Origin of the sequence: Diaphorobacter sp. HDW4A (genome assembly GCF_011305995.1) — a bacterium.
In the GTDB taxonomy this organism is placed as follows: Bacteria; Pseudomonadota; Gammaproteobacteria; order Burkholderiales; family Burkholderiaceae_C; genus Diaphorobacter_A.
Genome location: NZ_CP049910.1, coordinates 3,689,748 through 3,715,961, shown reverse-complemented (window position 1 = coordinate 3,715,961; position 26,214 = coordinate 3,689,748). Strand labels below are relative to the sequence as shown.

General features: G+C 62.1%; 24 protein-coding genes. 20 read left to right on the top strand and 4 right to left on the bottom strand.

The features are described from left to right. The first annotated feature begins 123 nt into the window (after positions 1–123). The 19 genes from G7047_RS16960 to G7047_RS16870 all read left to right on the top strand — a co-directional run bounded on the left by G7047_RS16960 (position 124) and on the right by G7047_RS16870 (position 20,936). Positions 124–4,050: an FAD/FMN-binding oxidoreductase gene (locus tag G7047_RS16960; protein ID WP_166307892.1), complete on the top strand. Its 3,927-nt coding sequence runs from the start codon at positions 124–126 to the stop codon at positions 4,048–4,050. Next, positions 4,047–4,487 (top strand): HIT family protein, encoded by a 441-nt coding sequence (locus G7047_RS16955; RefSeq protein ID WP_166307889.1) that lies wholly within the window; start codon positions 4,047–4,049, stop codon positions 4,485–4,487. Before G7047_RS16960 ends, G7047_RS16955 begins: the two co-directional genes overlap by 4 nt. A 78-nt stretch (positions 4,488–4,565) precedes the next feature. After that, positions 4,566–4,991 (top strand): gamma-butyrobetaine hydroxylase-like domain-containing protein, encoded by a 426-nt coding sequence (locus G7047_RS16950; RefSeq protein WP_166307886.1) that lies wholly within the window; start codon positions 4,566–4,568, stop codon positions 4,989–4,991. 130 nt (positions 4,992–5,121) lie between these two features. Beyond that, complete coding sequence (gene ubiE, locus G7047_RS16945) at positions 5,122–5,853, top strand: bifunctional demethylmenaquinone methyltransferase/2-methoxy-6-polyprenyl-1,4-benzoquinol methylase UbiE (protein ID WP_166307883.1); 732 nt, start codon at positions 5,122–5,124, stop codon at positions 5,851–5,853. A gap of 73 nt (positions 5,854–5,926) precedes the next feature. Continuing rightward, positions 5,927–6,970 (top strand): Tim44 domain-containing protein, encoded by a 1,044-nt coding sequence (locus tag G7047_RS16940; RefSeq protein WP_166307880.1) that lies wholly within the window; start codon positions 5,927–5,929, stop codon positions 6,968–6,970. Positions 6,971–7,752: 782 nt separating this feature from the next. Then, positions 7,753–8,292: a hypothetical protein gene (locus G7047_RS16935; protein WP_166307877.1), complete on the top strand. Its 540-nt coding sequence runs from the start codon at positions 7,753–7,755 to the stop codon at positions 8,290–8,292. 5 nt (positions 8,293–8,297) lie between these two features. Next, positions 8,298–9,866 carry a ubiquinone biosynthesis regulatory protein kinase UbiB gene (gene ubiB, locus G7047_RS16930; protein ID WP_166307874.1) on the top strand — a complete coding sequence of 523 codons (1,569 nt, stop codon included), beginning with the start codon at positions 8,298–8,300 and terminating at the stop codon, positions 9,864–9,866. A gap of 51 nt (positions 9,867–9,917) precedes the next feature. Further along, positions 9,918–11,381 carry a sodium:solute symporter family protein gene (locus tag G7047_RS16925; protein ID WP_166307871.1) on the top strand — a complete coding sequence of 488 codons (1,464 nt, stop codon included), beginning with the start codon at positions 9,918–9,920 and terminating at the stop codon, positions 11,379–11,381. A 60-nt stretch (positions 11,382–11,441) separates the two neighbouring features. Next, a complete protein-coding gene (locus tag G7047_RS16920; protein ID WP_166307868.1) occupies positions 11,442–11,771 on the top strand; it encodes an FmdB family zinc ribbon protein in 330 nt (109 codons plus the stop codon). A 15-nt stretch (positions 11,772–11,786) separates the two neighbouring features. Further along, positions 11,787–12,410 carry a DUF502 domain-containing protein gene (locus tag G7047_RS16915; protein ID WP_166312114.1) on the top strand — a complete coding sequence of 208 codons (624 nt, stop codon included), beginning with the start codon at positions 11,787–11,789 and terminating at the stop codon, positions 12,408–12,410. Positions 12,411–12,457: 47 nt separating this feature from the next. Further along, a complete protein-coding gene (aspS, locus tag G7047_RS16910) occupies positions 12,458–14,257 on the top strand; it encodes an aspartate--tRNA ligase (protein ID WP_166307865.1) in 1,800 nt (599 codons plus the stop codon). Positions 14,258–14,409: 152 nt separating this feature from the next. Next, positions 14,410–15,231: a CsgG/HfaB family protein gene (locus tag G7047_RS16905; protein ID WP_166312113.1), complete on the top strand. Its 822-nt coding sequence runs from the start codon at positions 14,410–14,412 to the stop codon at positions 15,229–15,231. Between the two features lie 63 nt (positions 15,232–15,294). Next, complete coding sequence (gene nudB, locus G7047_RS16900; RefSeq protein ID WP_240939161.1) at positions 15,295–15,795, top strand: dihydroneopterin triphosphate diphosphatase; 501 nt, start codon at positions 15,295–15,297, stop codon at positions 15,793–15,795. 8 nt (positions 15,796–15,803) lie between these two features. Continuing rightward, positions 15,804–16,562, top strand: a complete 759-nt coding sequence (locus G7047_RS16895) for an endonuclease/exonuclease/phosphatase family protein (protein WP_166307859.1) — start codon at positions 15,804–15,806, stop codon at positions 16,560–16,562. Then, positions 16,559–17,794 (top strand): cardiolipin synthase ClsB, encoded by a 1,236-nt coding sequence (gene clsB, locus G7047_RS16890; RefSeq protein WP_240939160.1) that lies wholly within the window; start codon positions 16,559–16,561, stop codon positions 17,792–17,794. Before G7047_RS16895 ends, clsB begins: the two co-directional genes overlap by 4 nt. A 111-nt stretch (positions 17,795–17,905) precedes the next feature. Beyond that, entirely contained in the window at positions 17,906–18,649 is a 744-nt protein-coding gene (gene folE / locus G7047_RS16885; RefSeq protein ID WP_166307856.1) for a GTP cyclohydrolase I, read from the top strand. Positions 18,650–18,653: 4 nt separating this feature from the next. After that, a complete protein-coding gene (locus tag G7047_RS16880; RefSeq protein ID WP_166307853.1) occupies positions 18,654–19,076 on the top strand; it encodes a BLUF domain-containing protein in 423 nt (140 codons plus the stop codon). A 113-nt stretch (positions 19,077–19,189) separates the two neighbouring features. After that, positions 19,190–20,074: an EamA family transporter gene (locus tag G7047_RS16875; protein WP_166312111.1), complete on the top strand. Its 885-nt coding sequence runs from the start codon at positions 19,190–19,192 to the stop codon at positions 20,072–20,074. Positions 20,075–20,078: 4 nt separating this feature from the next. Next, positions 20,079–20,936, top strand: coding sequence for a DUF429 domain-containing protein (locus G7047_RS16870; protein WP_166307850.1), 858 nt, complete (start codon positions 20,079–20,081; stop codon positions 20,934–20,936). Here the strand turns inward: G7047_RS16870 and G7047_RS16865 are convergent. Both G7047_RS16865 and G7047_RS16860 read right to left on the bottom strand, forming a co-directional pair. Continuing rightward, positions 20,924–21,610 (bottom strand): hypothetical protein, encoded by a 687-nt coding sequence (locus G7047_RS16865; protein WP_166307847.1) that lies wholly within the window; start codon positions 21,608–21,610, stop codon positions 20,924–20,926. The two genes, G7047_RS16870 and G7047_RS16865, sit on opposite strands and share 13 nt — an antisense overlap. A gap of 126 nt (positions 21,611–21,736) precedes the next feature. Beyond that, positions 21,737–22,339: a hypothetical protein gene (locus G7047_RS16860; protein WP_166307844.1), complete on the bottom strand. Its 603-nt coding sequence runs from the start codon at positions 22,337–22,339 to the stop codon at positions 21,737–21,739. Between the two features lie 144 nt (positions 22,340–22,483). Here G7047_RS16860 and G7047_RS16855 point away from each other — a divergent pair, with 144 nt between their 5' ends. After that, entirely contained in the window at positions 22,484–23,137 is a 654-nt protein-coding gene (locus G7047_RS16855) for a LysE family translocator (protein ID WP_166307841.1), read from the top strand. Here G7047_RS16855 and G7047_RS16850 read toward each other — a convergent pair. Together G7047_RS16850 and G7047_RS16845 are read right to left on the bottom strand one after the other, a co-directional pair. Continuing rightward, on the bottom strand, positions 23,126–24,544 hold the full coding sequence (locus tag G7047_RS16850; protein WP_166307838.1) for an amidase: 1,419 nt from the start codon (positions 24,542–24,544) through the stop codon (positions 23,126–23,128). The genes G7047_RS16855 and G7047_RS16850 overlap by 12 nt on opposite strands. Positions 24,545–24,661: 117 nt before the next feature. Then, positions 24,662–26,152: an ABC transporter substrate-binding protein gene (locus G7047_RS16845; RefSeq protein ID WP_166307835.1), complete on the bottom strand. Its 1,491-nt coding sequence runs from the start codon at positions 26,150–26,152 to the stop codon at positions 24,662–24,664. Positions 26,153–26,214: the final 62 nt, after the last annotated feature.

Below are 26,214 nucleotides of genomic sequence, written 5' to 3'. Positions count from 1 at the left end.
ATGTATAGATTGCCATGGCTCTTGCTGCAGTGCAGCGGGAAGTAACGGGCTGTCATAAAATCGCACCCCCGAGGCACGCGGGCTGCCGGTTTCAGGCGGCCTGCCCATCCAGGCGAAAACCCCATGAATGTTCCGATTGCGCTGGCTGCCCTGCAGGCGCAGGGCGAAGAGCCCACCCGTCTCCGCGAGATTCCCTATAACTACACCTCGTTTTCCGACAGGGAAATCGTGATCCGTCTGCTTGGCGCGTCCGCCTGGGGCGTGCTCGATCAGCTGCGTCGCGAGCGCCGCACCGGCCGATCCGCCCGCATGCTGTACGAGGTGCTGGGCGATATCTGGGTGGTTCAACGCAATCCGTATCTGCAGGACGACCTGCTGCACAACCCTGACCGTCGCAAGATGCTGGTCGAGGCGCTCTCCCACCGTCTGTCGGAAATCGAAAAACGCCGTCAGCCCAAAGAAGATGCGGAACGCGACCGTCTGGTCGGCATTCTGGTGACGGCCGCGCGCCGCGCCATCGACGAGTTCGATTCGACGCTGGTCGAGGCAGGCGAGTTGCGCAAGAAGGTGCAAAAGCGCCTTGGCAAGCACACTGCCAAGGACAACATCAAGTTTGACGGTCTCTCGCGCGTGTCCCATGTGACCGACGCGACCGACTGGCGCGTGGAATACCCCTTTGTCGTGCTCACGCCCGACACCGAGGCCGAAATGGCCGAGCTGGTGCGTGCCTGCATCGAGCTGGAACTCACTATCATCCCGCGCGGCGGCGGCACTGGCTACACCGGCGGCGCGATTCCGCTGACTTGGCGCAGCGCGGTGATCAACACCGAAAAGCTCGAAGCGATGACCGAGGTCGAGCTGCGCAGCCTGCCGGGTGTGGACCGCGAAGTCGGCACGATCTGGACCGAGGCCGGGGTGGTCACCCAGCGCGTGGCCGATGCGGCTGAGCGCGCGGGCTTTGTGTTCGCAGTCGATCCGACCTCGGCCGAGGCCTCGTGTGTCGGCGGCAACATCGCCATGAACGCGGGTGGCAAGAAGGCCGTGCTGTGGGGCACGGCGCTCGACAATCTGGCGAGCTGGCGCATGGTGACTCCACAGGCCGAATGGCTGGAAGTCACGCGCGTGAACCACAACCTCGGCAAGATCCACGACGCCGAAATGGCGAGCTTCGAGCTGCAGTATTTCGCCGCCGATGGCAAGACGCCGCTGCGCAGCGAGCGCCTGGACATTCCGGGCCGCACTTTCCGCAAGGAAGGCCTCGGCAAGGACGTGACCGACAAGTTCCTCTCCGGCCTGCCCGGCGTGCAAAAGGAAGGCACGGACGGCCTGATCACCAGCGCGCGCTGGATCGTGCACCGCATGCCCGAGCACACGCGCACTGTGTGCCTGGAGTTCTTCGGCAATGCCAAGGACGCGGTGCCCAGCATTGTGGAGATCAAGGACTTCATGTTCGCCGAGCAGAACCGCTCGGGCGTTCTGCTGGCGGGTCTGGAGCATCTGGACGACCGCTATCTGAAGGCCGTGGGTTACGCGACTAAGAGCAAGAAGGGCAACGGCCACTTGCCCAAGATGGTGCTGATCGGTGACATCTCCGGCGACAACGCCGACGATGTGGCCCAAGCCACGGCCGAGGTCGTGCGCATCGCCAACTCGCGCAATGGCGAGGGTTTCATCGCCGTGAGCGCCGAGGCACGCAAGAAATTCTGGCTGGATCGCAAGCGCACCGCTGCAATCAGCCGCCACACCAACGCCTTCAAGATCAACGAAGACGTGGTGATCCCGCTGCCGCGCATGTGGGAATACACGGACGGCATCGAGCGCATCAACATTGAGCTCAGCCTGCGCAACAAGCTCAAGCTGTGCGACGCACTGGGAGACTTCTTTGCGCGTGGCAATCTGCCACTGGGCAAGCAGGACGACGCGGGTGAAATTCCATCGGCCGAGCTGCTCGAAGACCGCGTGGGCCAAGCGATTGAACGGGTCGCTGAAGTGCGTGCGCTCTGGCAGAGCTGGCTCGACAATGTCGAAACGTTGTTTCCGCAATTGCAGGACCACACGCTGCGCGCCAGCTGGAAAACCCAGCTCAAGGCGCCGCTTGCGCAGATCTTCAACGGCGGCTCGTTCCAGGCGATTCTTGAAGAAGTGACTGCCACGCACAAGCGTGTGCTCAAGGGCCGTGTCTGGGTGGCGCTGCACATGCATGCCGGTGACGGTAACGTGCACACCAACATCCCGGTCAACAGCGACGATTACGACATGCTGCAGACCGCGCACGAAGCCGTGGCCCGCATCATGGTGTTGGCGCGCAGCCTTGACGGCGTGATCTCGGGCGAGCACGGCATTGGCATCACCAAGCTCGAGTTCTTGACCGACGAGGAATTGGCTCCGTTCGCCGAATACAAGCGCCGGGTGGACCCGCACGGCTATTTCAACCGTGGCAAGCTGATCCGCAACCCGGAGCAGTTGACCGCTGATCAAAACAAGCTGCAGTCGGAGTCCGAGCATGCGCACTCGCGCACCTCGCTGATGTTCGCCGATCTGACCAACGCCTACACGCCGTCATTCGGCCTGATGGGCCACGAGTCGCTGATCATGCAGCAGAGCGACATCGGCGCGATCGCCGATTCGGTGAAGGACTGCCTGCGCTGCGGCAAGTGCAAACCGGTGTGTGCCACGCATGTGCCACGCGCCAATCTGCTGTACAGCCCGCGCAACAAGATTCTGGCAACGTCGCTGCTGGTGGAAGCCTTCCTGTACGAAGAGCAGACGCGCCGTGGCGTGTCGATCAAGCACTGGCAGGAGTTTGAAGACGTGTCCGACCACTGCACGGTCTGCCACAAGTGCCTGTCGCCATGCCCGGTCAAGATCGACTTCGGCGATGTGACGATGAACATGCGCAACCTGCTGCGCAAGATGGGTAAGAAGAGCTTCCGTCCTGGCAACAAGATGGCCATGGCGATGCTCAACGCCACCAATCCGGACACCATCAAGTTCATGCGTGGCGCGATGGTCAATGTCGGCTTCAAGGCGCAGCGCGCGGCGGTCGATCTGTTCAGTGCCGTGGCCAAGCGTCAGACGGCACGTCCGCCAGCTTCCGTGGGCGCTCCTCCGCTCAAGGAGGAGATCATCCACTTCGTGAACAAGAAACTGCCGGGCGGCCTGCCCAAGCGCACGGCGCGGGCGCTGCTGGACATCGAGAACAAGGACTACGTGCCGATCATCCGTGATCCGAAGACCACCAATTCGGAGACCGAGGCCGTGTTCTACTTCCCCGGCTGCGGCTCGGAGCGTTTGTTCAGTCAGGTGGGGCTGGCAACGCAGGCCATGCTTTGGCATGCAGGCGTTCAGACCGTACTGCCGCCGGGCTACCTGTGCTGCGGCTATCCGCAGCGCGGCTCGGGCCAGTTTGACGTGGCCGAGAAGATGATCACCGACAACCGGGTGCTGTTCCACCGCGTGGCCAACACGCTGAACTACCTCGACATCAAGACGGTGGTGGTGAGCTGCGGCACCTGCTATGACCAGTTGCAGGGCTACCAGTTCGACAAGATCTTCCCGGGCTGCCGCATCATCGACATCCACGAGTACCTGCTCGAAAAGGGCATCACGCTGGCGGACAAGGGCGCGTACATGTACCACGACCCCTGCCACACACCGATGAAGCTTCAGGAGCCGATGAAGACGGTGAAAGCGCTGGTCGGCGACAACGTGCTCAAGAGCGAGCGCTGCTGCGGTGAATCCGGCACGCTCGGCGTGACGCGCCCGGATATCTCCACGCAGATCCGTTTCCGCAAGACTGAGGAACTTCGCAAAAGCGAAGCCCAGTTGCGTGAGAGCGGTGACGTGGGCGCCAAAGACAACCTCAAGATTCTCACGAGCTGCCCAAGCTGTCTGCAAGGCCTGTCGCGCTACGAAAACGATCTGCAGAACGGCTTGCTGGAAGCCGACTACATCGTCGTCGAAATGGCGCGTAAGATTCTGGGCGAGAACTGGATGCCCGAGTACGTCAAGCGCGCCAATGAAGGCGGCATTGAGCGGGTGCTGGTATGACGGCCGCCGCTGCGTGCGTGCTGTGCGCGCAGGACGGTGGTGTGCTGGTCTGGCGTGGCGACAAGCTGCGTCTGATCCGCGCTGAGGAGGCCGGTTTTCCAGCCTTCTACCGTGTGATCTGGAATGCGCATGCGGCCGAGCTGTCCGACTTGTCGGATGCGGACCGCAACCTGTGTATGCAGGCCGTGGCCGTGGTCGAGCGCGCCATCCGCGATGTGCTCGAGCCCACCAAGATCAATCTGGCTGCGCTCGGCAACATGGTGCCGCACCTGCACTGGCACGTGATTGCCCGTTTCGACTGGGACAGCCATTTTCCCGCCTCCGTCTGGGCCGTGGCCCAGCGCCAGCGCAACGCGGACAAGGAAGCCGCCGTCGCGGCACAATTGCCCACGCTGCATGCGCTGCTGAGCGAGCGCCTTGCGGCGCAGTTCGGCTGAATCCATATCGGGCGGGAGCGACGGGCATCATCGGCCCATCGCTCCCCACTCACCATCGCATCAACAAAAGGTCATCCCATGGCAGGACTTCGTCCCGGCTCGCCGCTTCCTGAATCCATCACCGTGCACGAGCAGTCGCGCGTGCTGGAGGTGGGTTTTTCTGACGGCAAGACCTTTCGCATTCCGTTCGAGCTGATGCGTGTTTATTCGCCCTCGGCCGAGGTACAGGGCCACGGCCCGGGTCAGGAGGTGCTGCAGACCGGTAAGCGCGAGGTGACGCTTGTGAACATTGAGCCCGTGGGCAACTACGCGATCAAGCCGACGTTCTCCGACGGCCACGACAGCGGCATCTTCTCGTGGGATTTGCTCTATGAGCTGGGCGCGAACGAGGCGCAGCTCTGGGCTGAATACGAGTTCCGTCTCAAGGCCGAAGGCGTGGATCGCGACACCCCCATGCCCCAGAAAAAAGGCCATACCCATGGCCCGAGCTGCGGCGGTCATTGAGATACCCGCTCCCGTTGAGTCACAATTCGGGTATTCACCACGCCGCCTTTTCTGCAGGACTCCTAAGTCCCGCACGGCCGCGTGGTTGTCGCTGTACCTTGCGCCAAGCCGCGCCTAGCATCACCACACCATGAGCAACACACATTTCGGATTCCAGACCGTTGACGAGAAGGAAAAGGCGCGCCACGTGCGCGGCGTGTTCGATTCCGTCGCCTCCAAATATGACGTGATGAACGACCTCATGTCGGGTGGCCTGCACCGCGCGTGGAAGGCCTACACCGTGATGGTCGCCAATCTGAAGGAAGGCAACCGCGTGCTCGACATCGCGGGTGGCACCGGCGATCTGGGCATCGCGTTCTCCAAGAAGGTAGGCGCCAGCGGCACCGTTATCCACACCGACATCAACGAAGCCATGCTGCGCGTGGGCCGTGACCGCCTCATCAACAAAGGCATCGTCCTGCCCACGCTGGTCTGCGACGCTGAGAAGCTGCCGTTTCCCGACAACCATTTCGACATGGTGAGTGTCGCGTTTGGACTACGCAACATGACGCACAAGGACGAGGCGCTCAAGGAGATGAACCGCGTCCTCAAGCCACGCGGCCGCCTGCTGGTGCTCGAGTTTTCCCGGATCGCCAAGCCACTCGAAAAAGCCTACGACTGGTATTCATTCAGTGTGCTTCCGCGCATCGGCAGCATGGTGGCCGGAGATGCCGAAAGTTACCGCTATCTGGCCGAGTCGATCCGCATGCATCCGGGCCAGGAAGAGCTCAAAACCCTTATGAAACAAAGTGGCTTCGGACATGTGGACTATCACAATATGACTGGCGGGATAGTGGCGTTGCATGTTGGAATCAAGTGCTGAATGATCCCATAAGCTCAAATTCAACACTGAAAACAAAGCGCGAAGGGGCCTTGCACAACTCAATGGAGAACGGATGATGAAACTGTGGTCTGTAGTCTTGGTCGCGATGATGCTCGTGGTCACGATGGGCGATGCCGATGCCAAGCGCATGGGTGGTGGCAAATCGGTGGGCAAGCAATCGTCGAATGTGACGCAACGCGAAGCCGGTGGCCCCGCCGCCGCGCCGGGTGCTCCCGCGCAGAGCGCCAACAACGCCGCACCGGCTCGTCAGCCGGGTGCGCCCGCAGCACCCGCTGCCGCACCGAAGAAGCCTTGGGGCGCCATGCTGGGCGGCCTTGCCGCCGGTCTGGGCCTCGCCTGGCTCGCCAGCTCGCTGGGTCTGGGTGAAGGCTTCGGCAACATTCTCATGATCGCCTTGCTCGCGATGGCGGCGTTCTTCGTCATCCGCCTGATCATGCGTTCGCGCAGTGGTGGCGGTAACGCGGCCGCCAACAATGGCTCGCCCTTCGCCTTTCAGGGCGCAGGCAATGCCAACCCCGCACACGCCGAAACACCGCGTCAGTACAACCCTGACAAGGTGGGCAACGACGCATCGGCCCGTCCGTTCGACCACAGCAACATGGCGTTCACGCCAGCTGCAGCAGGTGCTGCCACAGGCGTCGGCGCAGCCGCAGCAGCCGGTGGTTCGATGATCGGCTCGGCGCTGTCCGGTTCGCAGAACTGGGGCGTTCCGGACGGCTTCGACGCCGAAGGCTTCCTGGCCGCAGCCAAGCGCAACTTCATCACCCTGCAAGCCGCATGGGACCGCGCCGACATCACGTCGCTGCGCTCGATGATGACCGACGACATGGTCTCGGAAATCCGCTCGCAGCTGACAGAACGCGAAACCAATCGCACTGATGGTCAGCCGAACCAGACCGATGTGGTGATGATCGAAGCCCAACTGCTGGGCATCGAGGATCTGGGCGACGCCTACATGGCCAGCGTCGAGTTCTCCGGCATGATCCGCGAGGAGCCTTCTGCAGGTCCATCGCCGTTCCGTGAGGTCTGGAACATGACCAAGCCTAAGACTGGTGGCAGCGGGTGGTTGGTGGCTGGGGTGCAGGCTCTGCAGTAATTCTTACTGCTTAGTTGCTCTTTGCGACGCCCTTTCTGGCTTGGCTGGGGAGGGCGTTTTGTTTTTTGTTATGTGGTTCTTTTTGAGAGTTGCTGGCCGGGAGTTCCGCCCGGCGGCGGAGTCACTTTTTGCTTGCGCGCAAAAAGTAACCCAAAACGCGCTTTTCAATACCCGCGGCAGAACTCACTGCGCGCCCTTCGGGCACTTCGTTCGGGCAACCGCCGCGAGCTAGAGTTTTCATAAGAGGAATGTTCGGCACATCGCTTCGCTCGTGGCGCTCATCTCGCGACCGCGCGAGATGTTGGTGTGCAGGAACTGCGCGATTTGCGAGCAGCCGTTTAAGCATCGCACTCTCAAAAGCACAGTGGGCGTCTGAACCCCAACGCAGCTATGCAAACACGCCGGCACGAGCGCAGCGAAGTGCCGCAAATACCTCTTCAAAACACTTTTGCGGCAAGCTGTTTGAACGGAGAGTCCGAAGGACTCGCAGAGAGTTTTGCCGCATGACTTCAAAAGCGCGTTTTGGATTACTTTTTGCGCGCAAGCAAAAAGTGATTGCCCCGCCGGGGGCAGTCCCGGCCTCCGTAAGCAACGCCCCAGCAGTAGCCAGCCAAAAAACCGAATACCAGCCCCCACCCCAACCCTCCCCAGCAAGCGAGAGAGGGGGAGGGGGGCAAGAAGGCCCACAACCCACGCTCTGCCATCACAAAAACAGCATTTCCCGCCCAAAGCAACCCCAAACAAAAGCCCTCCCTCTCAGTTCAGGGAATAATCGAGGGGTTATGACCCCAAAGTCCCCCTTTACCTTCCTGGATGGCCTGTTCGAACGAATCGCGAGCGGCCCTCAACCTCCGGAGTGGCTGGTGCACGAAGTGCAGCACCGCGCCGTGCTGTTCCTGAATCACGTCCTGATGCAGGAGCCCGAAGCCATGGAGCGTCTGGGCAGCCAGAGCGGGCGCATCGCCCGCGTGCAGTGGCGTGCGTATTCCATGGCGCTGCAGATCACGCCGGCGGGCCTGCTGGATCTGGCTTCCGCGTCGGCTACACCCGATCTGCGCATTGAAGTGGCCGAGTCGTCGCCTCTGTCGATTGCCAAGGGCGCGATGCGTGGCGACAAGCCGACGATCCTGATCGATGGCGACGTGAAGTTCGCGGCCGAGATCAATTGGCTGGTGGACAACGTGCGTTGGGACCTGGAGGAAGACCTGGCGCGGATCATCGGCGATGCACCGGCGTATGCCATCGGCTCGGTGGCCAAGCGCGTGGCGCAGGCGCTGCGCAGCTTTGTGGCGTCCATGCCCTTCTCGCGCGGAGACGTTTGAGCGCCATGAGCCGTTTTTTTCGTGGGTTCACGATCGTCTGGACATGCTTGCGCTACGGGCTTGATGAGCTGGTCCTCAACAGTTTTCAGAACCCGGTATTGAGCCGCATTGCGCGGTTCACCAATTTCGGTCGCAAGCTCGATGCGCCGCGCGGGCAGCGGCTGCGCGAGGCGCTGGAGAGCCTTGGGCCGATCTTCGTGAAGTTCGGGCAGGTGCTGTCCACGCGCCGCGACCTGATGCCGCCCGACATTGCGGACGAGCTTGCGCTGCTGCAGGACCGCGTGCCGCCGTTCGATCCGAGCGTGGCGGTGGATACCATCGAGCGGGCTTTCCGCAAGCCGGTCGATCAGGTCTTCGAGTCGTTCGACCGCGTTCCGGTGGCGAGCGCGTCGATTGCGCAAGTGCACTTCGCGGTGATCCGTGACCGTGATGGCGTGCAGCACGATGTGGCCGTGAAGGTGCTGCGTCCTGGCATGCTGAACGTGATCGACAAGGACATCGCGCTGATGCGCATGATGGCCGGCTGGGTCGAGAAGCTTTCGAGCGATGGCAAGCGCCTGAAACCCATGCAGGTGGTGGCCGAGTTCGACAACTATCTGCACGACGAGCTGGACCTGATCAAGGAAGCCGCCAATGCCGCGCAACTGCGCCGCAACATGGACGGGTTGGATCTGGTCGAGATTCCCGAGATATTCTGGGATTTCTGCCATCCGCAGGTGCTGGTGATGCAGCGTATGACCGGCGTGCCGATCAACCAGATCGAGAAGCTGCGTAACGCGGGCGTGGACATTCCCAAGCTCGCGCGCGATGGCGTGACGATCTTCTTCACGCAGGTGTTCCGCGATGGTTTTTTCCATGCGGATATGCATCCGGGCAACATTCAGGTGAGCCTCGAGCCGGAGACCTTCGGGCGCTACATTTCGCTGGACTTCGGCATCGTCGGTTCGCTCACCGAGTTCGACAAGGAATATCTCGCGCAGAACTTCACGGCCTTCTTCCGTCGGGATTACAAGCGCGTAGCCGAGCTACACATCGAGAGTGGCTGGGTGCCGGCGACCACGCGGGTGAACGAGCTGGAATCGGCGATCCGCTCGGTCTGTGAGCCGTACTTCGACCGTCCGCTCAAGGAAATCTCGCTCGGCATGGTGCTTTTGCGCCTGTTCCAGACCTCGCGCCGCTTCCAGGTGGAAATCCAGCCGCAGCTCGTGCTGCTGCAGAAGACGTTGCTCAACATTGAGGGCCTCGGTCGCCAGCTCGACCCCGAACTCGACCTCTGGAGCACGGCCAAACCCTTCCTCGAGAAGTGGATGCTCGACCAGATGGGTCCCAAGCGCGTGTGGCGCGAGCTGGTCGCTCAGGCTCCGCTCTACGCCAAGTTGCTGCCGCAATTGCCACGCTTGATGCACGATTATCTGCAGCAGAAACCCAAGGATTACGGGGCCGAGCTGCAGGATCTGCTGGCCGAGCAGAAACGCACGAACCGGCTGCTGCAGCGCATTGTCTATGGCGGTGTCGGCTTCGTGCTGGGTCTGTTGGTGATGCAGGTTTTGATGCGCTGGCGTCATTTCTACTGATAATCCCCGGTTTCGCTTTCAAATTCTTACATCTTCCTCAGGAGTACCAGCGTGTTGCTCTTCATGGTGATTGCCTACCTGTTCGTCACCATCGGCATCGGCCTGTGGGCTGCCAGGCGCGTGAAAAACACCGCCGACTTCGCGATCGCCGGTCGCCATCTGCCGATGTACATGATCATCACCACGACCTTCGCGACCTGGTTCGGGTCGGAGATCGTGCTGGGCGTGCCCGCCAAGTTCATTGAGGGCGGTCTGCACGCGGTGGTGGAAGACCCGTTCGGCGCGGGCATGTGCCTGATCTTCGTGGGCCTGTTCTTTGCGGGCAAGCTCTACCGCATGACGCTGCTGACCATCAGCGACTACTACCGCGAGCGCTATGGCCGCTTCATCGAGGTGGTGTGCTCGCTGATCATCATGCTGAGCTATCTGGGCTGGGTGTCGGCGCAGGTCACGGCGCTCGGGTTGGTGTTCAACCTGTTGTCGGGCGGTGCGATCACTGTGCCTTGGGGAATGACCATCGGCGTGCTGTCGATTCTGGTCTACACGCTCTGGGGCGGCATGTGGTCAGTGGCGGTCACCGATTTCATCCAGATGATCATTCTGGTGGTCGGTCTGGTGATTCTGGCCTGGTTCGCAAGCGATATGGCCGGCGGTGCAGGCAAGGTGATCGATCTGGCGACGAGCCGCGATCTCTTCAAGTTCTGGCCCGAGCCGAGCTGGCATGAAATCATCTTCTTCTTCGGCGCGGCCATCACCATGATGCTGGGCTCGATTCCGCAGCAGGACGTGTTCCAGCGCGTGATGTCGGCCAACTCCGAGAAGGCCGCCGTGCGCGGCACGGTGATTGGCGGCACGGCCTACATCTTCTTCGCGTTCGTGCCGATGTTCCTCGTGGCGAGCGCGCTGCTCATCATGCCGGCCGAGACGGCCGCGCTGCTCAAGGACGACCCGCAGAAGGTGTTGCCCACTCTGGTGATGGACAAGATGCCGGTGGTCATGCAAGTGCTGTTCTTCGGCGCGCTGCTCTCTGCCATCAAGTCCTGCGCTTCGGCCACGCTGCTGGCGCCGAGCGTGACATTCACCGAGAACATCTGGCGCCAGTTCCGACCCGAAAAGGTCAGCGACCGCGAGGTGCTGTTCACCATGCGCGTCAGCGTGCTGGTGTTCGCGGTGTGTGTGCTGGCTTACTCGATCAAGATGGAAGGCACGCCGATCTATGAGCTGGTCTCGAGCGCCTACCAGGTGCCATTGGTGGGCGCATTCGTGCCGCTGGTGTTCGGCCTGTACTGGAAGCGCGCAAGCACGCAAGGCGCCATCGCGGCAGTGGTGCTGGGCGTTGGTGTGTGGATCGTCTTCATGGCGACTCCTGTGCTGCACGAGGCCTTCCCGCAGCAGCTCGCGGGCGTTCTTGCGGCCATGTTCGGCATGGTCGTCGGCTCGCTCATGCCGCAGAGGATCGGTAATACCCACGCGCCTCACCACCGGTTGGCGGGTGCCGAAGAAGCAGCGCAATGAGGGGAATAGGTGGCAACGCCTATAATTTAGGGTTTTGCAAACCAGCTCCTTTCGGTTTTCATGCCTATTTACGCCTACAAATGCAGCTCCTGTGGTTTCGCCAAGGATGTGCTGCAAAAAATCTCTGATGCGCCGCTCACCCAGTGTCCTGAGTGCGATGCTGAGGCGTTTTCCAAGCAACTGACGGCTCCGGGCTTCCAGCTCAAGGGAACGGGCTGGTACGCCACCGATTTCAAGAACAGCGGCAGCGCCCCCAAGCCTGCCGAATCCAAGGGTACGGGTGGCGATGCTGCTGCGGCCCCCGCAAGCGACGGCGGCAGTGCTGCACCGGCTGCGGCACCTGCTGCCGCTCCCGCCCCTGCACCAGCGGCCGCAGAGGCCAAGGCATAAAGAAAGCTTGACATGATGCCTGCTTTCAGAAGGTGGCTGCTTACAGGATTGCTGGTCATCGTGCCCGGCGTGATCACCGTGTGGGTGCTCAACTGGATCGTCTCGACGCTGGATCAGACCCTGCAGATCCTGCCCGGCGACTGGCAGCCCGACAAGCTGCTGGGCATCCACATTCCCGGCTTCGGCGTGGCGCTCACGCTGCTGATCCTGCTGCTCGTCGGCGGCCTCGCCAGCAACTTCGCCGGTCGCAAGCTGGTGCAGTGGGGCGACAGCCTGGTCAGCCGCATTCCGGTAGTGCGCTCGATTTATTCGAGCGTCAAGCAGGTCTCCGACACGCTGTTTTCCGAGAGTGGGAATGCGTTTCGCACCGCCGTGCTGGTGCAGTGGCCGCGCGAGGGCGTGTGGACCGTGGCGTTCGTGACTGGCGCGCCCACGGGCGAGGTGGCCGCGTATCTGCGCGACGAATTCGTGAGCGTTTACGTGCCGACCACGCCGAATCCGACGGGTGGCTATTTCGTGATGATGCGCAAGAGCGACTGCATCGAGCTCGACATGAGCATCGATGCCGCGTTGAAATACATCGTGTCGATGGGCGTGGTAACTCCGCCGGACCCGATCGCTCACGAATCCAAACAATAAACAAACATGCAATAGACGCGTCCCAAGAGGGCGCAGGAAGTTAGACCATGGCAATGCGTACCGAATACTGCGGTCTTGTGACCGAGGCCCTGCTGGGCCAAACCGTGACCCTATGCGGCTGGGTGAACCGTCGCCGTGACCATGGTGGCGTGATCTTCATCGACCTGCGCGACCGCGAAGGCTATGTGCAGGTGGTCTGCGATCCAGACCGTGCAGAGATGTTCAAGATCGCCGAAGACCTGCGCAACGAGTTCTGCATTCAGGTCAAGGGCCTGGTGCGTGCGCGTCCCGCTGGCACGACCAACGAAAAGCTCAAGAGCGGTCAGATCGAAGTGCTGTGCCACGAACTAGTGGTGCTGAATGCTTCGGTCACGCCTCCGTTCCAGCTCGACGACGAGAACCTGTCGGAAACCACGCGTCTCACGCATCGCGTGCTGGATCTGCGCCGTCCGTACATGCAGCGCAACATGATGCTGCGATACAAGACCGCCATCCAGGTGCGCAACTACCTCGACAAGCTGGGCTTCATCGACATCGAAACCCCGATGCTCGGCAAGAGCACTCCGGAAGGCGCTCGCGACTATCTGGTGCCAAGCCGCGTGCACGATGGTGAATTCTTCGCGCTGCCCCAGTCGCCCCAGCTGTACAAGCAGATGCTGATGGTGGCTGGCTATGACCGCTACTACCAGATCACCAAGTGCTTCCGCGACGAAGACTTGCGCGCAGACCGTCAGCCTGAATTCACGCAGATCGACTGCGAAACTTCGTTTCTGAACGAAGAAGAAATCCGCGCGATCTTCCAGCAGATGATCGTGGAAATCTTCCAGAAGCAGCTGGGCGTGGAATTGGGCGAGTTCCCGATCATGACGTATCAGGACGCGGCCTTCCGCTTCGGCTCGGACAAGCCCGATCTGCGCGTGAAGCTTGAATTCACCGAACTCACCGAAGTGATGAAGGACGTGGACTTCAAGGTGTTCTCTACACCTGCCACGACCAAGGGCGGCCGCGTGGTGGCGCTGCGCGTTCCGGGCGGCTCGGAAATCTCGCGTGGCGAGATCGATTCGTACACTGAATTCGTGAAGATCTACGGCGCCAAGGGCCTCGCATGGATCAAGGTCAACGAAGTGGCCAAGGGCCGTGATGGCCTGCAGTCGCCCATCGTGAAGAACCTGCACGATGCCGCTATCGCTGAAATCCTGAAGCGCACCGGCGCGCAAGACGGCGATCTGCTGTTCTTCGGCGCAGACAAGGAAAAGATCGTCAACGACTCCATCGGCGCATTGCGTCTGAAGGTGGGTCACAGCGAATTCGGCAAGAAGTCCGGCCTGTTCGAGGCCAAGTGGGCACCGCTGTGGGTGGTGGACTTCCCGATGTTCGAACACGACGAGGAGAACAACCGTTGGGCCGCTGTGCACCACCCGTTCACTTCACCCAAGGACGGTCATGAAGACCTCATGGATAGCGATCCGGGCAAGTGCATCGCCAAGGCTTACGACATGGTTTTGAACGGCTGGGAACTGGGCGGCGGCTCGGTGCGTATCCACCGTGCAGACGTGCAGAGCAAGGTGTTCACCGCGCTCAACATTTCGGAAGAGGATGCACGCGCCAAGTTTGGCTACCTGCTGGATGCTCTGCAATACGGCGCGCCTCCACACGGTGGTCTGGCCTTCGGTCTGGACCGTTTGATCACGCTGATGACCGGCGCTGAATCGATCCGCGACGTGATCGCCTTCCCCAAGACGCAGCGCGCACAAGACTTGCTCACACAAGCGCCGTCGCCAGTCGACGAGAAGCAACTGCGTGAATTGCACATCAAGCTGCGCAACGTGGCACCTGCCGCTCAATAGGTTTTCAAAAACTGCTCGCAGAAAACGGTATAACGCCAAGGCCTTCGGGCTTTGGCGTTTTTGTTTTTCAGGGTCTGTAAGCGGCAATTGTTTTTGTGAGGGAATGCATGAAGTTTGCTACTCGAACGCGCAGCCTGGGTTGCACCGGCACCATGCTTGGCGCGGCGACCTTGATCGTGCTGTCGCTCACGGCCTGCGGGGAGAAGAAGACAGAGCTGGGGCAGGGCAGTTCGGAAGTCACTGGCTCTGCGGGACCGGCCGGCGCGCGAGATGCGAATCCGACGCTTGAGCGTTGTGATCAGCCGATTGCTACCGTGGCGCTGCTTGAGAATCCGCGCGGTTATGTGATGCCTTCGAGCGTGAACTTGCCGCCCACTCCCGTGCCGCTGGTGAAGCTGCTGATGCAGCAGAGCGGCTGCTTTCGCGTGGTGGACCGCGCGGGCGGCCTGCAGGGAACGATCCGTGAGGGCGAGCTGCGCGACTCGGGCGTGCTGCGCCCGAACGGCACCGTGCAGAAAGGCAAGGGCTACGAGGCGCAGTACACGATGACGCCGAGCCTCACCTTCAGCGAGCAGGATGCCGGGCGCGGCCTTGCAGGCATCATCGCGATGATTCCGGTGCTGCGCGACATTGCTGGACTTGCGGGTGTGGCCGAGCAGGTCAAGTTCAAGGAGGCGCAGACGGCGCTGTTCCTGACCGACAACGAGACGACCGAGCAGGTGGCCGCATCAACGGGTTCGGCGCGGGCGACTGATCTCGGAGTCGGCGGTTTCGTGCTCGGCAAGGTCGGCGGCGGTGCGGGCATGGGCTGGAGCAATACCAACGAGGGCAAGGTGATCGCCGCGGCGTTTTTGCACTCGCACAATCAGCTCGTGCATCAACTGCGGCTGCTGCGGGAAAAGGAGCTGCCGCCACCCGTGGCGACCAAGGCGGCGCCGGGTGCTTCGGTACAGGCCACTCAAGCCAAACGCTGACATGCGAATGCCTTCGCGTGCGCGCACAATAGTCGATGAAACTTCGCGAATGACATGAGTGAAATGAGCGCTTTGGCTGACGCGCCTCGGTGGAAGATTCCGCAATCCGTTCTGGTCGTCATCCACACGCCGGATCTGCAAGTACTTTTGCTCAGGCGCACTGGCGGAACCGGTGAGACGGGTGAGGGCGCGCACGTGGAGTTCTGGCAATCGGTCACCGGCAGCAAGGATGCGGTGGATGAGGCGTTCGCGCTCACCGCCCATCGCGAGGTGCTCGAAGAGACGGGTATCGACAGCGCTGGCGAGGGCTGCAGGCTGATTGACTGGAATCTTGAGAACGTCTACAGCATCTATCCCCAGTGGCTGCACCGCTATGAGCCCGGTGTGCGCGAGAATGTGGAGCGCATTTTCAGTCTCGAAGTGCCTGCGGGCACACCCGTGCTCTTGAATCCTCGGGAACACACTGCATATGAATGGTGGGACTGGCGAGAAGCTGCGGACCGTTGCTACTCGTCGTCGAATTCCGAAGCCATACTGTGGCTGCCACGATTTGTCAGAAGATGACTACACACATGACGACCAACACGCACGACGAGCATCCGGGCATTCTGCGCGTTGCCACCTACAACATCCACAAGGGTGTTCAAGGACTGGGCCCCAGCCGTCGACTGGAAATCCACAACCTGGGCCATGCGGTCGAGCAGCTCGATGCCGACATCGTCTGCCTGCAGGAAGTGCGCAAGATGAACCGGCGCGAGGAAAAGTACTTTGACCGCTGGCCGGACGTCTCGCAGGCCGAATATCTGTCGCCCGAGGGCTATGAGGCGGTCTACCGCACGAACGCCTTCACGCGCGATGGTGAGCACGGCAATGCGCTGCTGTCGCGCTGGCCGGTGATCGGCAGCACCCACGAGGACATCTCGGACCACCGCTTCGAGCAGCGGGGTCTGTTGCACGTGGAGATTGATTTCGAAGGTCAGCGCGTGCACGCTATCGTCGTGCATCTGGGGCTGATCCATGAGAGCCGCATGCGTCAGATTGCGCAGATTCACCGCTTCATCGAGCGTGAGGTGCCCAAGGACGCACCGCTCATCGTGGCCGGCGACTTCAACGACTGGGGCTTTCAGATCAAGCGCATGCTTGCGGGCTTCGGGTTGTTCGAGTTTGACGAAGGCCCACGCTCGCTGACCTACCCAGCACGTCTGCCGATGGCGCAGCTCGACCACGTCTATGTGCGTGGCCTGCATCCGATCAGCCTCCATGTGCCAAACGGGCGCATCTGGTGGCGCATGTCGGATCACCTGCCGTTGATCGCGGAGTTTCGTCTTTGAGTCCGGCGGCGACCCGCAAACGCATCGACTACCTGCCTGGGCATGACGTTCAGCTGCTGCAGGGCACGCAGGAATTCTTTCCCGCTCTGATCGCCGACATGGATGCGGCCACGCTCTGCATTCAGTTCGAAACCTATATCTTCGACTGCACCGCCACTGGCCAGAGCGTGGCCGATGCGCTGACACGCGCGGCCGAGCGCGGTGTGGATGTGCGGGTGACTGTGGATGGCTTCGGCACCGGGCCGATACCCAAGGCTTTGCGGGATCGTTTCGATGCCGCAGGCGTGCAGTTGCAGGTGTTCTCTGCCGTGGGGCAGCTCTCGCTGTTGCTGCCCAAGGCCTGGCGCAGGCTGCACCGCAAGCTTTGCGTGGTGGATGACGAGATCATGTACTGCGGCGGCATCAATGTGCTCGACGATTTCTACGATCCCAATCACGGCCAGCTCGAGTTTCCGCGCTTCGACTTTGCGGTGCGTGCCAAGGGGGCCGTGGTTGAGCAGGCCTCGGACAACATGGACAAGCTCTGGTGGCGCATGCGTGCGGTGCATGATGCCCGCAAGCGCGATCTCTCGCGTGCCGTCGCCGACCTGAAGGCTGCAGGGGTCGCACAGGGCGCGGCCAAACGCTCGGCCGCCAAGGTCCGGGGCATGCGCGCGGCGCTGCTGTTTCGCGACAACCTGCGCAATCGCGCGCGCATCGAGAAGGCGTATCTGCGCGCCATCGGCAGCGCGCGTCAGGAAATCATCATCGCCAACGCGTACTTTCTGCCGGGCCGCAAGCTGCGCCGCGCGCTGGTCCTCGCGGCCAAGCGAGGGGTGAGCGTGAAGCTGCTGCTGCAGGGGCGTTATGAATACTTCATGCAGTACCACGCATCGCGGCCGGTCTACGGCGCGCTGCTGGACGCCGGGGTCGAGATCTTCGAATACGCGCCGAGCTTTCTGCACGCCAAGGTCGCGGTGATCGACGCCAATGGCGAGCGGCCCTGGGCGACGGTCGGTTCGTCCAATCTGGAGCCGCTTTCACTGCTGCTTGCGCGCGAGGCCAATGTGGTCATCGAGGACGCCGCCTTCGCCAAGGACTTGCGCGAACGCTTGGTGCAGGCCATTGAGAAGGCTGGTCAGCCTATGGCATTCAAGGTCTTCGCGAATCGTCCGCTGCGCCAGCGCGTGCTCGATCACGTGGCGGCGGGGATCATGCGCAGTCTCATCTGGGTCACCGGCAACAGGTACTGAGATGGTGCTTTGTTGCTCTTGAATTTATAGCTATCGACGATTGCCCGACAAGCCGCGAGGCAAGTTGTACCATCCCGCACTGTGGACTCCAATCGCTGTTACCATCCCGATATGTCACAAATCCCTGACGCCCCCAACGCCGAACCCCGGAATGCCGCACCGCTCGCCGATGATGAGGGCACACCGGTCTCCGTGAAGATCCGCGAACGCCTGGCGGTGGCACGCAAGCGTTTCAATGCCAACGACAACATCTCCGAATTCATCGAACCCGGCGAGCTAGAGAAGTTGCTGGACGAGGTGGAAGTGAAGATGCAGGGCGTGCTCGACAGCATGGTCATCGACACCGAGAGCGACCACAACACGAACAACACCGCACGCCGTGTCGCGAAGATGTACATCAATGAGGTGTTCAGAGGCCGCTATGTCACGCCGCCCACGATCACCGAGTTTCCGAACGCCGAGCATCTGAACGAGCTGATGATCGTCGGCCCAATCACCGTGCGCAGTGCCTGCAGTCACCATTTCTGTCCGGTCATGGGCAAGATCTGGATCGGTGTGCTGCCCAACGAACATACGAATGTGATCGGTCTATCTAAGTACGCGCGTCTGGTGGATTGGGTCATGGGCCGTCCGCAGATCCAGGAAGAGGCTGTGGTGCAACTGGCGGATCTCATCATGGAAAAGACCCAGCCCGATGGTCTGGCCGTGGTGATGGAGGCTTCCCACTTCTGCATGTCCTGGCGCGGCGTGCGCGAGATGGACAGCAAGATGCTCAACTCGGTGATGCGTGGCGTGTTCCTCACGAACCCGACGCTGCGTCGCGAATTCCTGTCACTCATTCCCGGAAGGAACTGAAGCCATGCTGGTGCGTTTGCTGTATGTAAGCCGCGCGGTGGATACGTCGCCCGCAGCGATCGAAGCCATCCTCACGCAATCGCGTTCGCACAATCCGGCGAGCGGCATCACGGGCGTGCTGTGCTACGGCGGCGGGATTTTTCTGCAGGCCATCGAGGGTGGACGCTCCACCGTGAGCGAACTGTTCGGCAGCATTCAGGCCGATGTGCGCCACAAGGACGTCGAACTGCTGTCGTTCGAGGAAATCTCGGAGCGCCGCTTCGGCGGCTGGACCATGGGCCATGTGAACCTCGCCAAGCTCAACCACTCCATCGTGCTCAAGTACTCCGAGCGTCCGGAGTTCGATCCGTACTCCACCTCGGGCAAAGTGTCGTTTGCGCTGCTCGAGGAACTGATGGCGACAGCCTCGGTCATCGGGCGAGCCTGATTCTTTCTGCTCCTTCTACCGCGATCCAGATGCGGTAGCAGGCGATGAAAAGTGCGCGCGAGGCGGGCGCTTTTTCCAAACATGCCGACAACTACTCCAACAACGAACAACGCATGTCTCTGACGGCTTTCGGTCTGATCATTCTCGCGGGGTTGATCCACGCGGGCTGGAATATCGTGGCCAAGCGCGCTGGGGGTGACTCGCGCTTTGCCTTCTTCACCTCGATTCTCAACATGGTGGTCTGGGCGCCGCTCGGCTGGTGGCTGGGCCGCGACGTGGTGCCGCTGTGGGGCGTGAAGGAGTGGAGCATCGTCGCGTTGAGCGGCGTGTTGCATGTGCTTTATTTCGTCGTGCTGCTGCGCGGCTACCGCAAGGCCGATCTCACTGTGGTCTATCCGCTGGCGCGCGGGACGGGGCCGCTGCTGTCGTCGATGGTGGCGATCACGTTTCTCGGCGAATCGCTGTCCGCACTCGGTGCGCTCGGCATCGCAGCGGTGGTTGGCGGCGTGTTTCTGATCGCCGGTGGCGTGAACCTGCTGCGCACGGCGGCCAAGGAGCAAACGGCCCGTGCACGCATCCACAAGGGCATGTTCTACGGCGTGCTCACCGGTGTATTCATCGCGTCGTACACGGTAGTCGACGGATATGCAGTGAAAATCATGCTGATGTCGCCGATTCTGGTGGACTACATGGGCAACATCCTGCGCATCGTGCTGCTGGCTCCCGTTGCACTGCGCAAGCCCGCAGAGCTCAAGGCGCTGTGGAAGCTGCAGTGGAAATACGCGCTGGCCGTGGCCGTGGTCAGCCCGGTCGCCTATGTGCTGGTGCTCTATGCGATGCAGCATGCACCGATGTCGCACGTTGCTCCGGCGCGCGAGGTCTCGATGTTGTTTGCCGCGCTGATTGGCGGCCATCTGCTCAAGGAGGGCGACCGCAAGGCGCGCATCTTCGGTGCCGTGCTGATCGCGGCGGGTGTCACGGCGCTGGGTCTCGGTTGACGTGATGAGCGTGCGGTCGCTGCAACTGATCGGCTGCGACTTCTCGAGCAGCCCCTCGCGCCGCAAAGCCATCATGTTGGCGCGTGGCGAATGGCTGGAGCACAGGAGTGATCCGTGCATCAAGCTGCTTGCGCTTGAGCGCATCGAAAGCCTTGGCGGATTTACCGCCTGGCTTGCCGAGCCCGAAGTCTGGGTCGGTGGCTTCGATCTGCCTTTTGGTCTTCCGCGTGAACTGGTCACCTCGTTGCAATGGCCGACCGACTGGGGCGACTGCATGGTGCATTTCGCGTCGCTATCCCGCGCCCAGATCCGCGAGATCTTCGCCGTGTTCTGCGCAGCGCGGCCCATCGGTGGCAAATTCGCGCATCGCGCAACCGATGGTCCCGCTGGCTCCAGTCCATCGATGAAATGGGTGAATCCGCCCGTCGCCTTCATGATGCACGCGGGCGTGCCCTTGCTGCGTGCTGCGGGTGTGCATCTGCCGGGCCTGTTACAGGGTGACTGCTCCCGCGTGGCGCTCGAAGCCTATCCGGGCTGGCTCGCGCGCCAGCTGGTCGGACGCGCGAGCTACAAGAGCGACGGCAAGGCCAAGCAGACGCCCGAGCGTGCGGTGGCAAGAAGGCAGATCGTGGCGCGGATCGCGCAGCCGTTGCCCATGCTCGACGGCATCCACGTGGAGCTGAACGATGCGCAGCGCGAGCAGCTTGAAGTCGATGCCAGTGGCGACAGTGTCGATGCGGTGCTCTGCATGCTCGAAGCTGGCTGGGCGCATCGCCAGCATCTTTCGGGGCACACGAACTACGGTCTGCCCGCCGAGATGGATCCGCTTGAAGGCTGGATTGTCGGCGTTCAGCCGAGGTAGACGAGCACGCTCTGATCGGACTCGAATTCGATCCGACTTTGCAGGTGATCGGCGAGACACTGCAGCCCTCGACGATCGATAGGGGGCGTGTTGATCAGATCCTCACCGTGCGTGATGTCCGAAGCGCTGGCAGTCGATACGCCTCTTTCGGCTGAGATGCGGATGCGGTCTGTCTCGGGGTGTATGGCAATGTGTTGCGGCGCTTTGCCCCTGCCTTCAGCCAGATGGTAGATGCTGGCCAACATCAGATACATGAGTGGCTGCGGCGTGAGCGCTTGCAGAGGCCATGCTGCCTCTTCGGCACTTGGCAGCGGGGACTGCTCGATATTGCGCAGCGCGAGAAAGGGTCGTGAGAGATCCAGAATCTCGCCAAGCAACGTGCGCGCATCGAGCACTTCATGGAGCTGCTTGTCCCAGTGCCTGAGCCGACGCAGTCCTGCATTGAGATCGTTGATCGCGGCTTCGAGAGGCGTGATGCGCGGCACCATCACCTCACGGGAGATCTGATCTCCGCTGCTCTCGATCTTGCGCGAGATGACTGCCAGAGCCATTCTCAGCACCGACACCGAACCTGCCAGATCGTGGCGCAACGCAGGCATGGTGCGCGAGAGAACGGCATGCTGAACGCCGGCTGCGATCCAGACATTGATGTGGGGTGATTCTGTCGTGTTCATGTTGGCAGGCCATGCGATGGGGCCGCATGTGACATCCGGCACTCGGCATTCTGCGCGATGGGCTGCACGGCCTGCAATACCTTCCGCTCAACGCCCGGACTTGTCCTACAGCGGCGCGGCGGTCATTCAGCTGACGAGGGTCTGGTAGGCCGCGCGTGTCTCGGGCGATACCGACTGCAGGAGCTGTTCATGAGGTGTCTTGTTGCGCGCGAGCATGCGGGCGGAGGCAACGGACTTGGACTTGCAGTACCAGTGGCAGCTGTGCTGCATGAGCAAGATTTCGGCGGTCATCATGAAGGCTCGGTCGCGCGGCGTGCGTCCTGCGTCGTTGCGCACCACGCGCTCGAAACCCTGTGCGTGGATCTGCACGACCGAGCGCATGTCGAAGGTGCTGCCTGGCATGAACTGGGTGGCGAACGGCAGACTTACGGGCAGTTTGCTCACGCGAGCCATCGGCTCGCTCACCTTCTGGAACGAGGCAGCGAAACGGCTGAACTGGCTGACGAGAGACTGCTCGTTGTCGCTGAGCAGCGCAAGCACCTGCAGGCGGCGTTCATCCTCCCTCTCGCCCATGGCGCGCAAATAGCCCTGCGAGAGCGCCTCGATGTGCTTTTCGATCTGGAAGGGCTGCAGATGCTCGGCCAGTACGGCGATGCGCTGGCGCTGCTGCTTGGCGTTGATGAAGTAGGAGGCCGTTGCCGCGAGCAGCACCAGAAGAATCGGGTCCATGGATGTGAGCAGAGAGATGAAAGGGCGCGACGTGGCTTGGAGCCTCATTCTCATTCGCGCGAACCCCCTATTGTGCGACGGGCGGTGGCGTGGTCAGGCATAGGTTCGGTGCAGAATGCAGGGGTTTTCGTTTGAGCGCCCATCATGCCGACCATTCAGACCTTGATCACCTTCTTTGGCGTAGCTGTTCTTCTGGGCCTGAGCCCGGGGCCGGACAATCTCTTCGTGCTGCTGCAATCGGCGCAGCGCGGCTGGCGCATGGGCCTGGCCGTGGTCGTGGGACTGTGCATGGGCATCATCGTGCATACCACGGCCGTGGCGCTGGGGCTGGCCGCTGTGTTTGCGGCGTCGGAGATGGCGTTTACCGTGCTCAAGTGGTGCGGCGCGGCCTATCTCGTTTACCTCGCATGGGGGGCGTGGCGTGCGCCGATCAGCGTGAAAGAAGAGAGTGGCGAGCAGGCAACCACAGCCGTGCAGGCCGCTTCGAGCGGAGACCTTCTGCGCATGGTGATGCGTGGCGTGGTGATGAACCTCACCAACCCCAAGGTGCTGATTTTCTTTCTGGCGTTTCTGCCGCAGTTCGCCAATCCCGCGCTCGGGCCCGTCGCGCCGCAGATCTTCGCGTTCGGTGCGGTGTTTATCGTCGCGACGTTTCTGGTCTTTGGCGCGATTGCGATTTTCTCGGGCGTGTTCGGGCGCCTGCTGCTGAAGTCGGCTCGAGGCCAGTTCTGGCTTAACAAGATCACCGCGCTGGTTTTTGTGGGCCTGGCGGTGAAGCTCGCGACCTCACAGCGCTGAGGCGGAAGTCGGCTCGGGCCATGCGCGCTGTGCGCCGCGTATCTGCTCGAACGCGCGTGATGCCTTGAGTACGCCGAGATCGTCGAAGCGCGCACCGGCGATCTGCAGACCGATGGGCAGACCGCTCGCGGTGTAGCCGCAGTTGATCGACGACGCGGGCTGCTCCGACATGTTGAACGCAACGGTGAAACCGATGTGCTCAAGCGGCTTGAATGGATCATTGGTGGGCGAGGGCCACTCGGCCTGAAATGCCACATGCGGCGCGACCGGCGAGATCACGTAGTCGAACGCATTGCAGGCGCGCACCGTGGCGACTCGGGTGAGATGGAATTGCTGGCCCGCGTCGAACACTTGCTTGCCTGAGAAATTCGCCGCACTTTCGGCCCAGGTGCGGATATAGGGCAGGACCTTGGCGAGCCGCTCGGCGGGCAGCAATTGCATGTCCGAGAACGAACGCATGCGCCAGAAATGGTCCATGCCTTCGAGCATCTCGGGCGTTATGAATGGCTTCATCGGCACGATCTGCGCGCCTGCTGCTGCCAGCCACTGCGCGGCGGCTTCGATGGCGCTGCGCACTTCCTCATTGAGTGGCAGACCACAACCCGCATCGAGCAGCAGGCCAATGCGCTTGCCCTCAAAGAACGCTGGGGTCGTGCTGCCCGCCTCCTGCCAGGCGATGTTCTGTGCAGGCAGGCTCATGCTGTCCCGCGCATCGGGCTGCGAGAGCACCTGCATCATGAGCGCGGCGTCGGTGACAGTGCGCGTCATCGGGCCTGCGGCGCGGCCGGTGTAGGGCGGATCGATGGGCACGCGGCCGAGGCTGGGCTTGAGCCCGAAGATGCCGCACCAGCTCGCGGGCAGGCGGATCGAGCCGCCGATGTCGGTGCCGATGTGCAGCGGCCCGTACCCGGCGGCGCAGGCCGCGCCCGCACCGGCGCTCGAGCCGCCCGGGCCACGGCTCAGATCCCACGGATTGCGCGTGAGCGCGTGGAAGCTCGAGAGACCCGAGGACAGCATGCCGTAGTCGGGCATGGTGGTCTTGGCGAAGAACACTGCGCCCGATTCGCGCAGCCGCGCAGCCGCAGGCGAGTCAGTCATCGACGGAAACAGCTCCGTCGCCGCGGTGCCGAGCGGTATGGGCTCGCCCTTGGTGGCGATGTTTTCCTTGATGGTGACGGGCACGCCGTCGAGCAGACCGACGGGCGCACCGCGCTGCCAACGTGCCTCGCTGGCGCGCGCCTGCGTGAGCGCGCCCTGAGGGTTCAGCAGGTAGGTGGCATGCAGTTGGGGCTCCCACAGCGCCGCGCGGTCCAGCACGGACTGCGTGACCTCGACGGGCGAGAGTTGGCGGGAGCGGTAGGCAGCCAGCAGTTCGCTGGCGCTGAGTTCGTGGAGGGCAGCAGACATCAACCAGATCTTTTCAAACAAGGACGACGAAACGACGACACGGAACCTGAGGCGGCGCGCACCTCATTGGCGCGCGATGCGTTTGGCAGAGTACTCGGCGGCAGCAATCCGCAAACATCATGCCCAGGACAGCGTGGACAGGTCGTTGACGAACACCGGCATGTCCTTCCAGAGACCGCGCAGGTTCTTGTTGGCGACGGTGACCCATTGCGGCTGGTAGAGGTAGATGCTGGGCACTTCCTCGGCCAGCATGCGCTGCGCATCGCCGAGCAGGCGCGCGCGGTCTGCGGGGCGTTCGGCGGTCTGGATCTTTTCGTAGAGCGCTTTGAACTTGTCGGACTGGTAGCCCCAGTAGTAGTCGGGCTTGGCGTAGTTGTTGAGGTCAAACGGCTCGACATGCGAAACGATGGACAGGTCGTAGTTCTTGTTAGTGTAGGTGCCCGAAAGCCACTGCGCCCACTCGACGTTCTGCGTCTTCACGATGATGCCGATCTTGGCGAGCTCGGCGGTGATCACCTCGCCGCCCTGACGTGCGTACGGTGCGGGCGGCAGCGTCATGGTGAGTTCGAGCGGCGTCTTCACGCCGGCTTCGGCCAGTAGCTTCTTGGCCTTTTCCACGTCATACGGATTGACGCCAGTGGTGTCGATGTAGCCGAAGGCTCCGGGCACGTAGTAGCTGCCGATGGGGGCGCCGAGGCCGTCGGCCGCGCCCTGAATGACGGCCTTGCGATCGATGGCTGCGGCGATGGCGCGGCGCACGCGCACATCATTGAGTGGCTTGCGGGCGTTGTTCATCGCGAGAATCGTCTTCGCACGCGAGCCACTGATCACTACCTGAAAGCGCGGGTTGGCCTTGAATTGTGCGACGCTGCGTGGCGTGATGCGCGGAAACGCGTCGACGTCTCCGGCCAGCATGGCGGCGACCTGCGCGGCCGGGTCGGGGATGAAGCGGAAGGTGGCGCGCTTGATCTTGATGGCGGACGGCTGACGGAAGCTTGGCGATGCCCCGAGCGTGATCGACGAGCCGCGCGCCCACGCATCTAGCTTGTAGGGGCCGGTGCCCACGGGCTTGGTGGCGTTGGTGGCCGCGCTCTTGGGCTCGACGATGATGGCGGTAGCCTGCCCGAGCACAAACAGCAGATCTGGGTCGATCTCGCTGTTGATGAGCACGATGGTGTTTTCATCGACCACCTTGGCGTTGAGTCCGGCGAAGGTGCGCTTGTCCTTGTTGGTGCTTTTGTCGCCGCCTGCGCGGTCAAACGCGAATTTCACAGCGCTGGCGTTGAACAGTTCTCCGTTCTGGAACTTCACGTTCTTGCGCAGCTTGAAGGTGTAGGTTTTGAGGTCGGGCGAGACTTCCCAGCTTTCGGCGAGCAGCGGCGAGACGCTGCCATCGGCGTTGATCTTGGTGAGCGTCTCGTAGATGTTGTAGAGCGTGATCTCGGCAATCGAAGAAGCCGCACCGGCTGTTGGATCGAGCCCCGGTGGTTCCAGCGTGAGCGCCAGCGAGACCGAGTCCTTCTTCGCCTGTGCGAGCGAGGAAAGCGGGGTCATCAAGGGCACGGCAGACAGTGCGCCGGACGCCAGAACGGTGCGACGATTCAACATAGGTGGGGGTCTCCAGAAGGTTGCAGGCAGATCGGCGCGCCTCATCACTTGAGGAGATGCGT

Coding starts and splice junctions, on each gene's coding strand:
- G7047_RS16960 (WP_166307892.1), top strand. CDS start 124: ATGAATGTTCCGATTGCGCTGGCTGCCCTGCAGGCGCAGGGCGAAGAG.
- G7047_RS16955 (WP_166307889.1), top strand. CDS start 4,047: ATGACGGCCGCCGCTGCGTGCGTGCTGTGCGCGCAGGACGGTGGTGTG.
- G7047_RS16950 (WP_166307886.1), top strand. CDS start 4,566: ATGGCAGGACTTCGTCCCGGCTCGCCGCTTCCTGAATCCATCACCGTG.
- ubiE (WP_166307883.1), top strand. CDS start 5,122: ATGAGCAACACACATTTCGGATTCCAGACCGTTGACGAGAAGGAAAAG.
- G7047_RS16940 (WP_166307880.1), top strand. CDS start 5,927: ATGATGAAACTGTGGTCTGTAGTCTTGGTCGCGATGATGCTCGTGGTC.
- G7047_RS16935 (WP_166307877.1), top strand. CDS start 7,753: ATGACCCCAAAGTCCCCCTTTACCTTCCTGGATGGCCTGTTCGAACGA.
- ubiB (WP_166307874.1), top strand. CDS start 8,298: ATGAGCCGTTTTTTTCGTGGGTTCACGATCGTCTGGACATGCTTGCGC.
- G7047_RS16920 (WP_166307868.1), top strand. CDS start 11,442: ATGCCTATTTACGCCTACAAATGCAGCTCCTGTGGTTTCGCCAAGGAT.
- G7047_RS16915 (WP_166312114.1), top strand. CDS start 11,787: ATGCCTGCTTTCAGAAGGTGGCTGCTTACAGGATTGCTGGTCATCGTG.
- aspS (WP_166307865.1), top strand. CDS start 12,458: ATGGCAATGCGTACCGAATACTGCGGTCTTGTGACCGAGGCCCTGCTG.
- G7047_RS16905 (WP_166312113.1), top strand. CDS start 14,410: ATGCTTGGCGCGGCGACCTTGATCGTGCTGTCGCTCACGGCCTGCGGG.
- nudB (WP_240939161.1), top strand. CDS start 15,295: ATGAGCGCTTTGGCTGACGCGCCTCGGTGGAAGATTCCGCAATCCGTT.
- G7047_RS16895 (WP_166307859.1), top strand. CDS start 15,804: ATGACGACCAACACGCACGACGAGCATCCGGGCATTCTGCGCGTTGCC.
- folE (WP_166307856.1), top strand. CDS start 17,906: ATGTCACAAATCCCTGACGCCCCCAACGCCGAACCCCGGAATGCCGCA.
- G7047_RS16880 (WP_166307853.1), top strand. CDS start 18,654: ATGCTGGTGCGTTTGCTGTATGTAAGCCGCGCGGTGGATACGTCGCCC.
- G7047_RS16875 (WP_166312111.1), top strand. CDS start 19,190: ATGTCTCTGACGGCTTTCGGTCTGATCATTCTCGCGGGGTTGATCCAC.
- G7047_RS16870 (WP_166307850.1), top strand. CDS start 20,079: ATGAGCGTGCGGTCGCTGCAACTGATCGGCTGCGACTTCTCGAGCAGC.
- G7047_RS16865 (WP_166307847.1), bottom strand. CDS start 21,610: ATGAACACGACAGAATCACCCCACATCAATGTCTGGATCGCAGCCGGC.
- G7047_RS16860 (WP_166307844.1), bottom strand. CDS start 22,339: ATGGACCCGATTCTTCTGGTGCTGCTCGCGGCAACGGCCTCCTACTTC.
- G7047_RS16855 (WP_166307841.1), top strand. CDS start 22,484: ATGCCGACCATTCAGACCTTGATCACCTTCTTTGGCGTAGCTGTTCTT.
- G7047_RS16850 (WP_166307838.1), bottom strand. CDS start 24,544: ATGTCTGCTGCCCTCCACGAACTCAGCGCCAGCGAACTGCTGGCTGCC.
- G7047_RS16845 (WP_166307835.1), bottom strand. CDS start 26,152: ATGTTGAATCGTCGCACCGTTCTGGCGTCCGGCGCACTGTCTGCCGTG.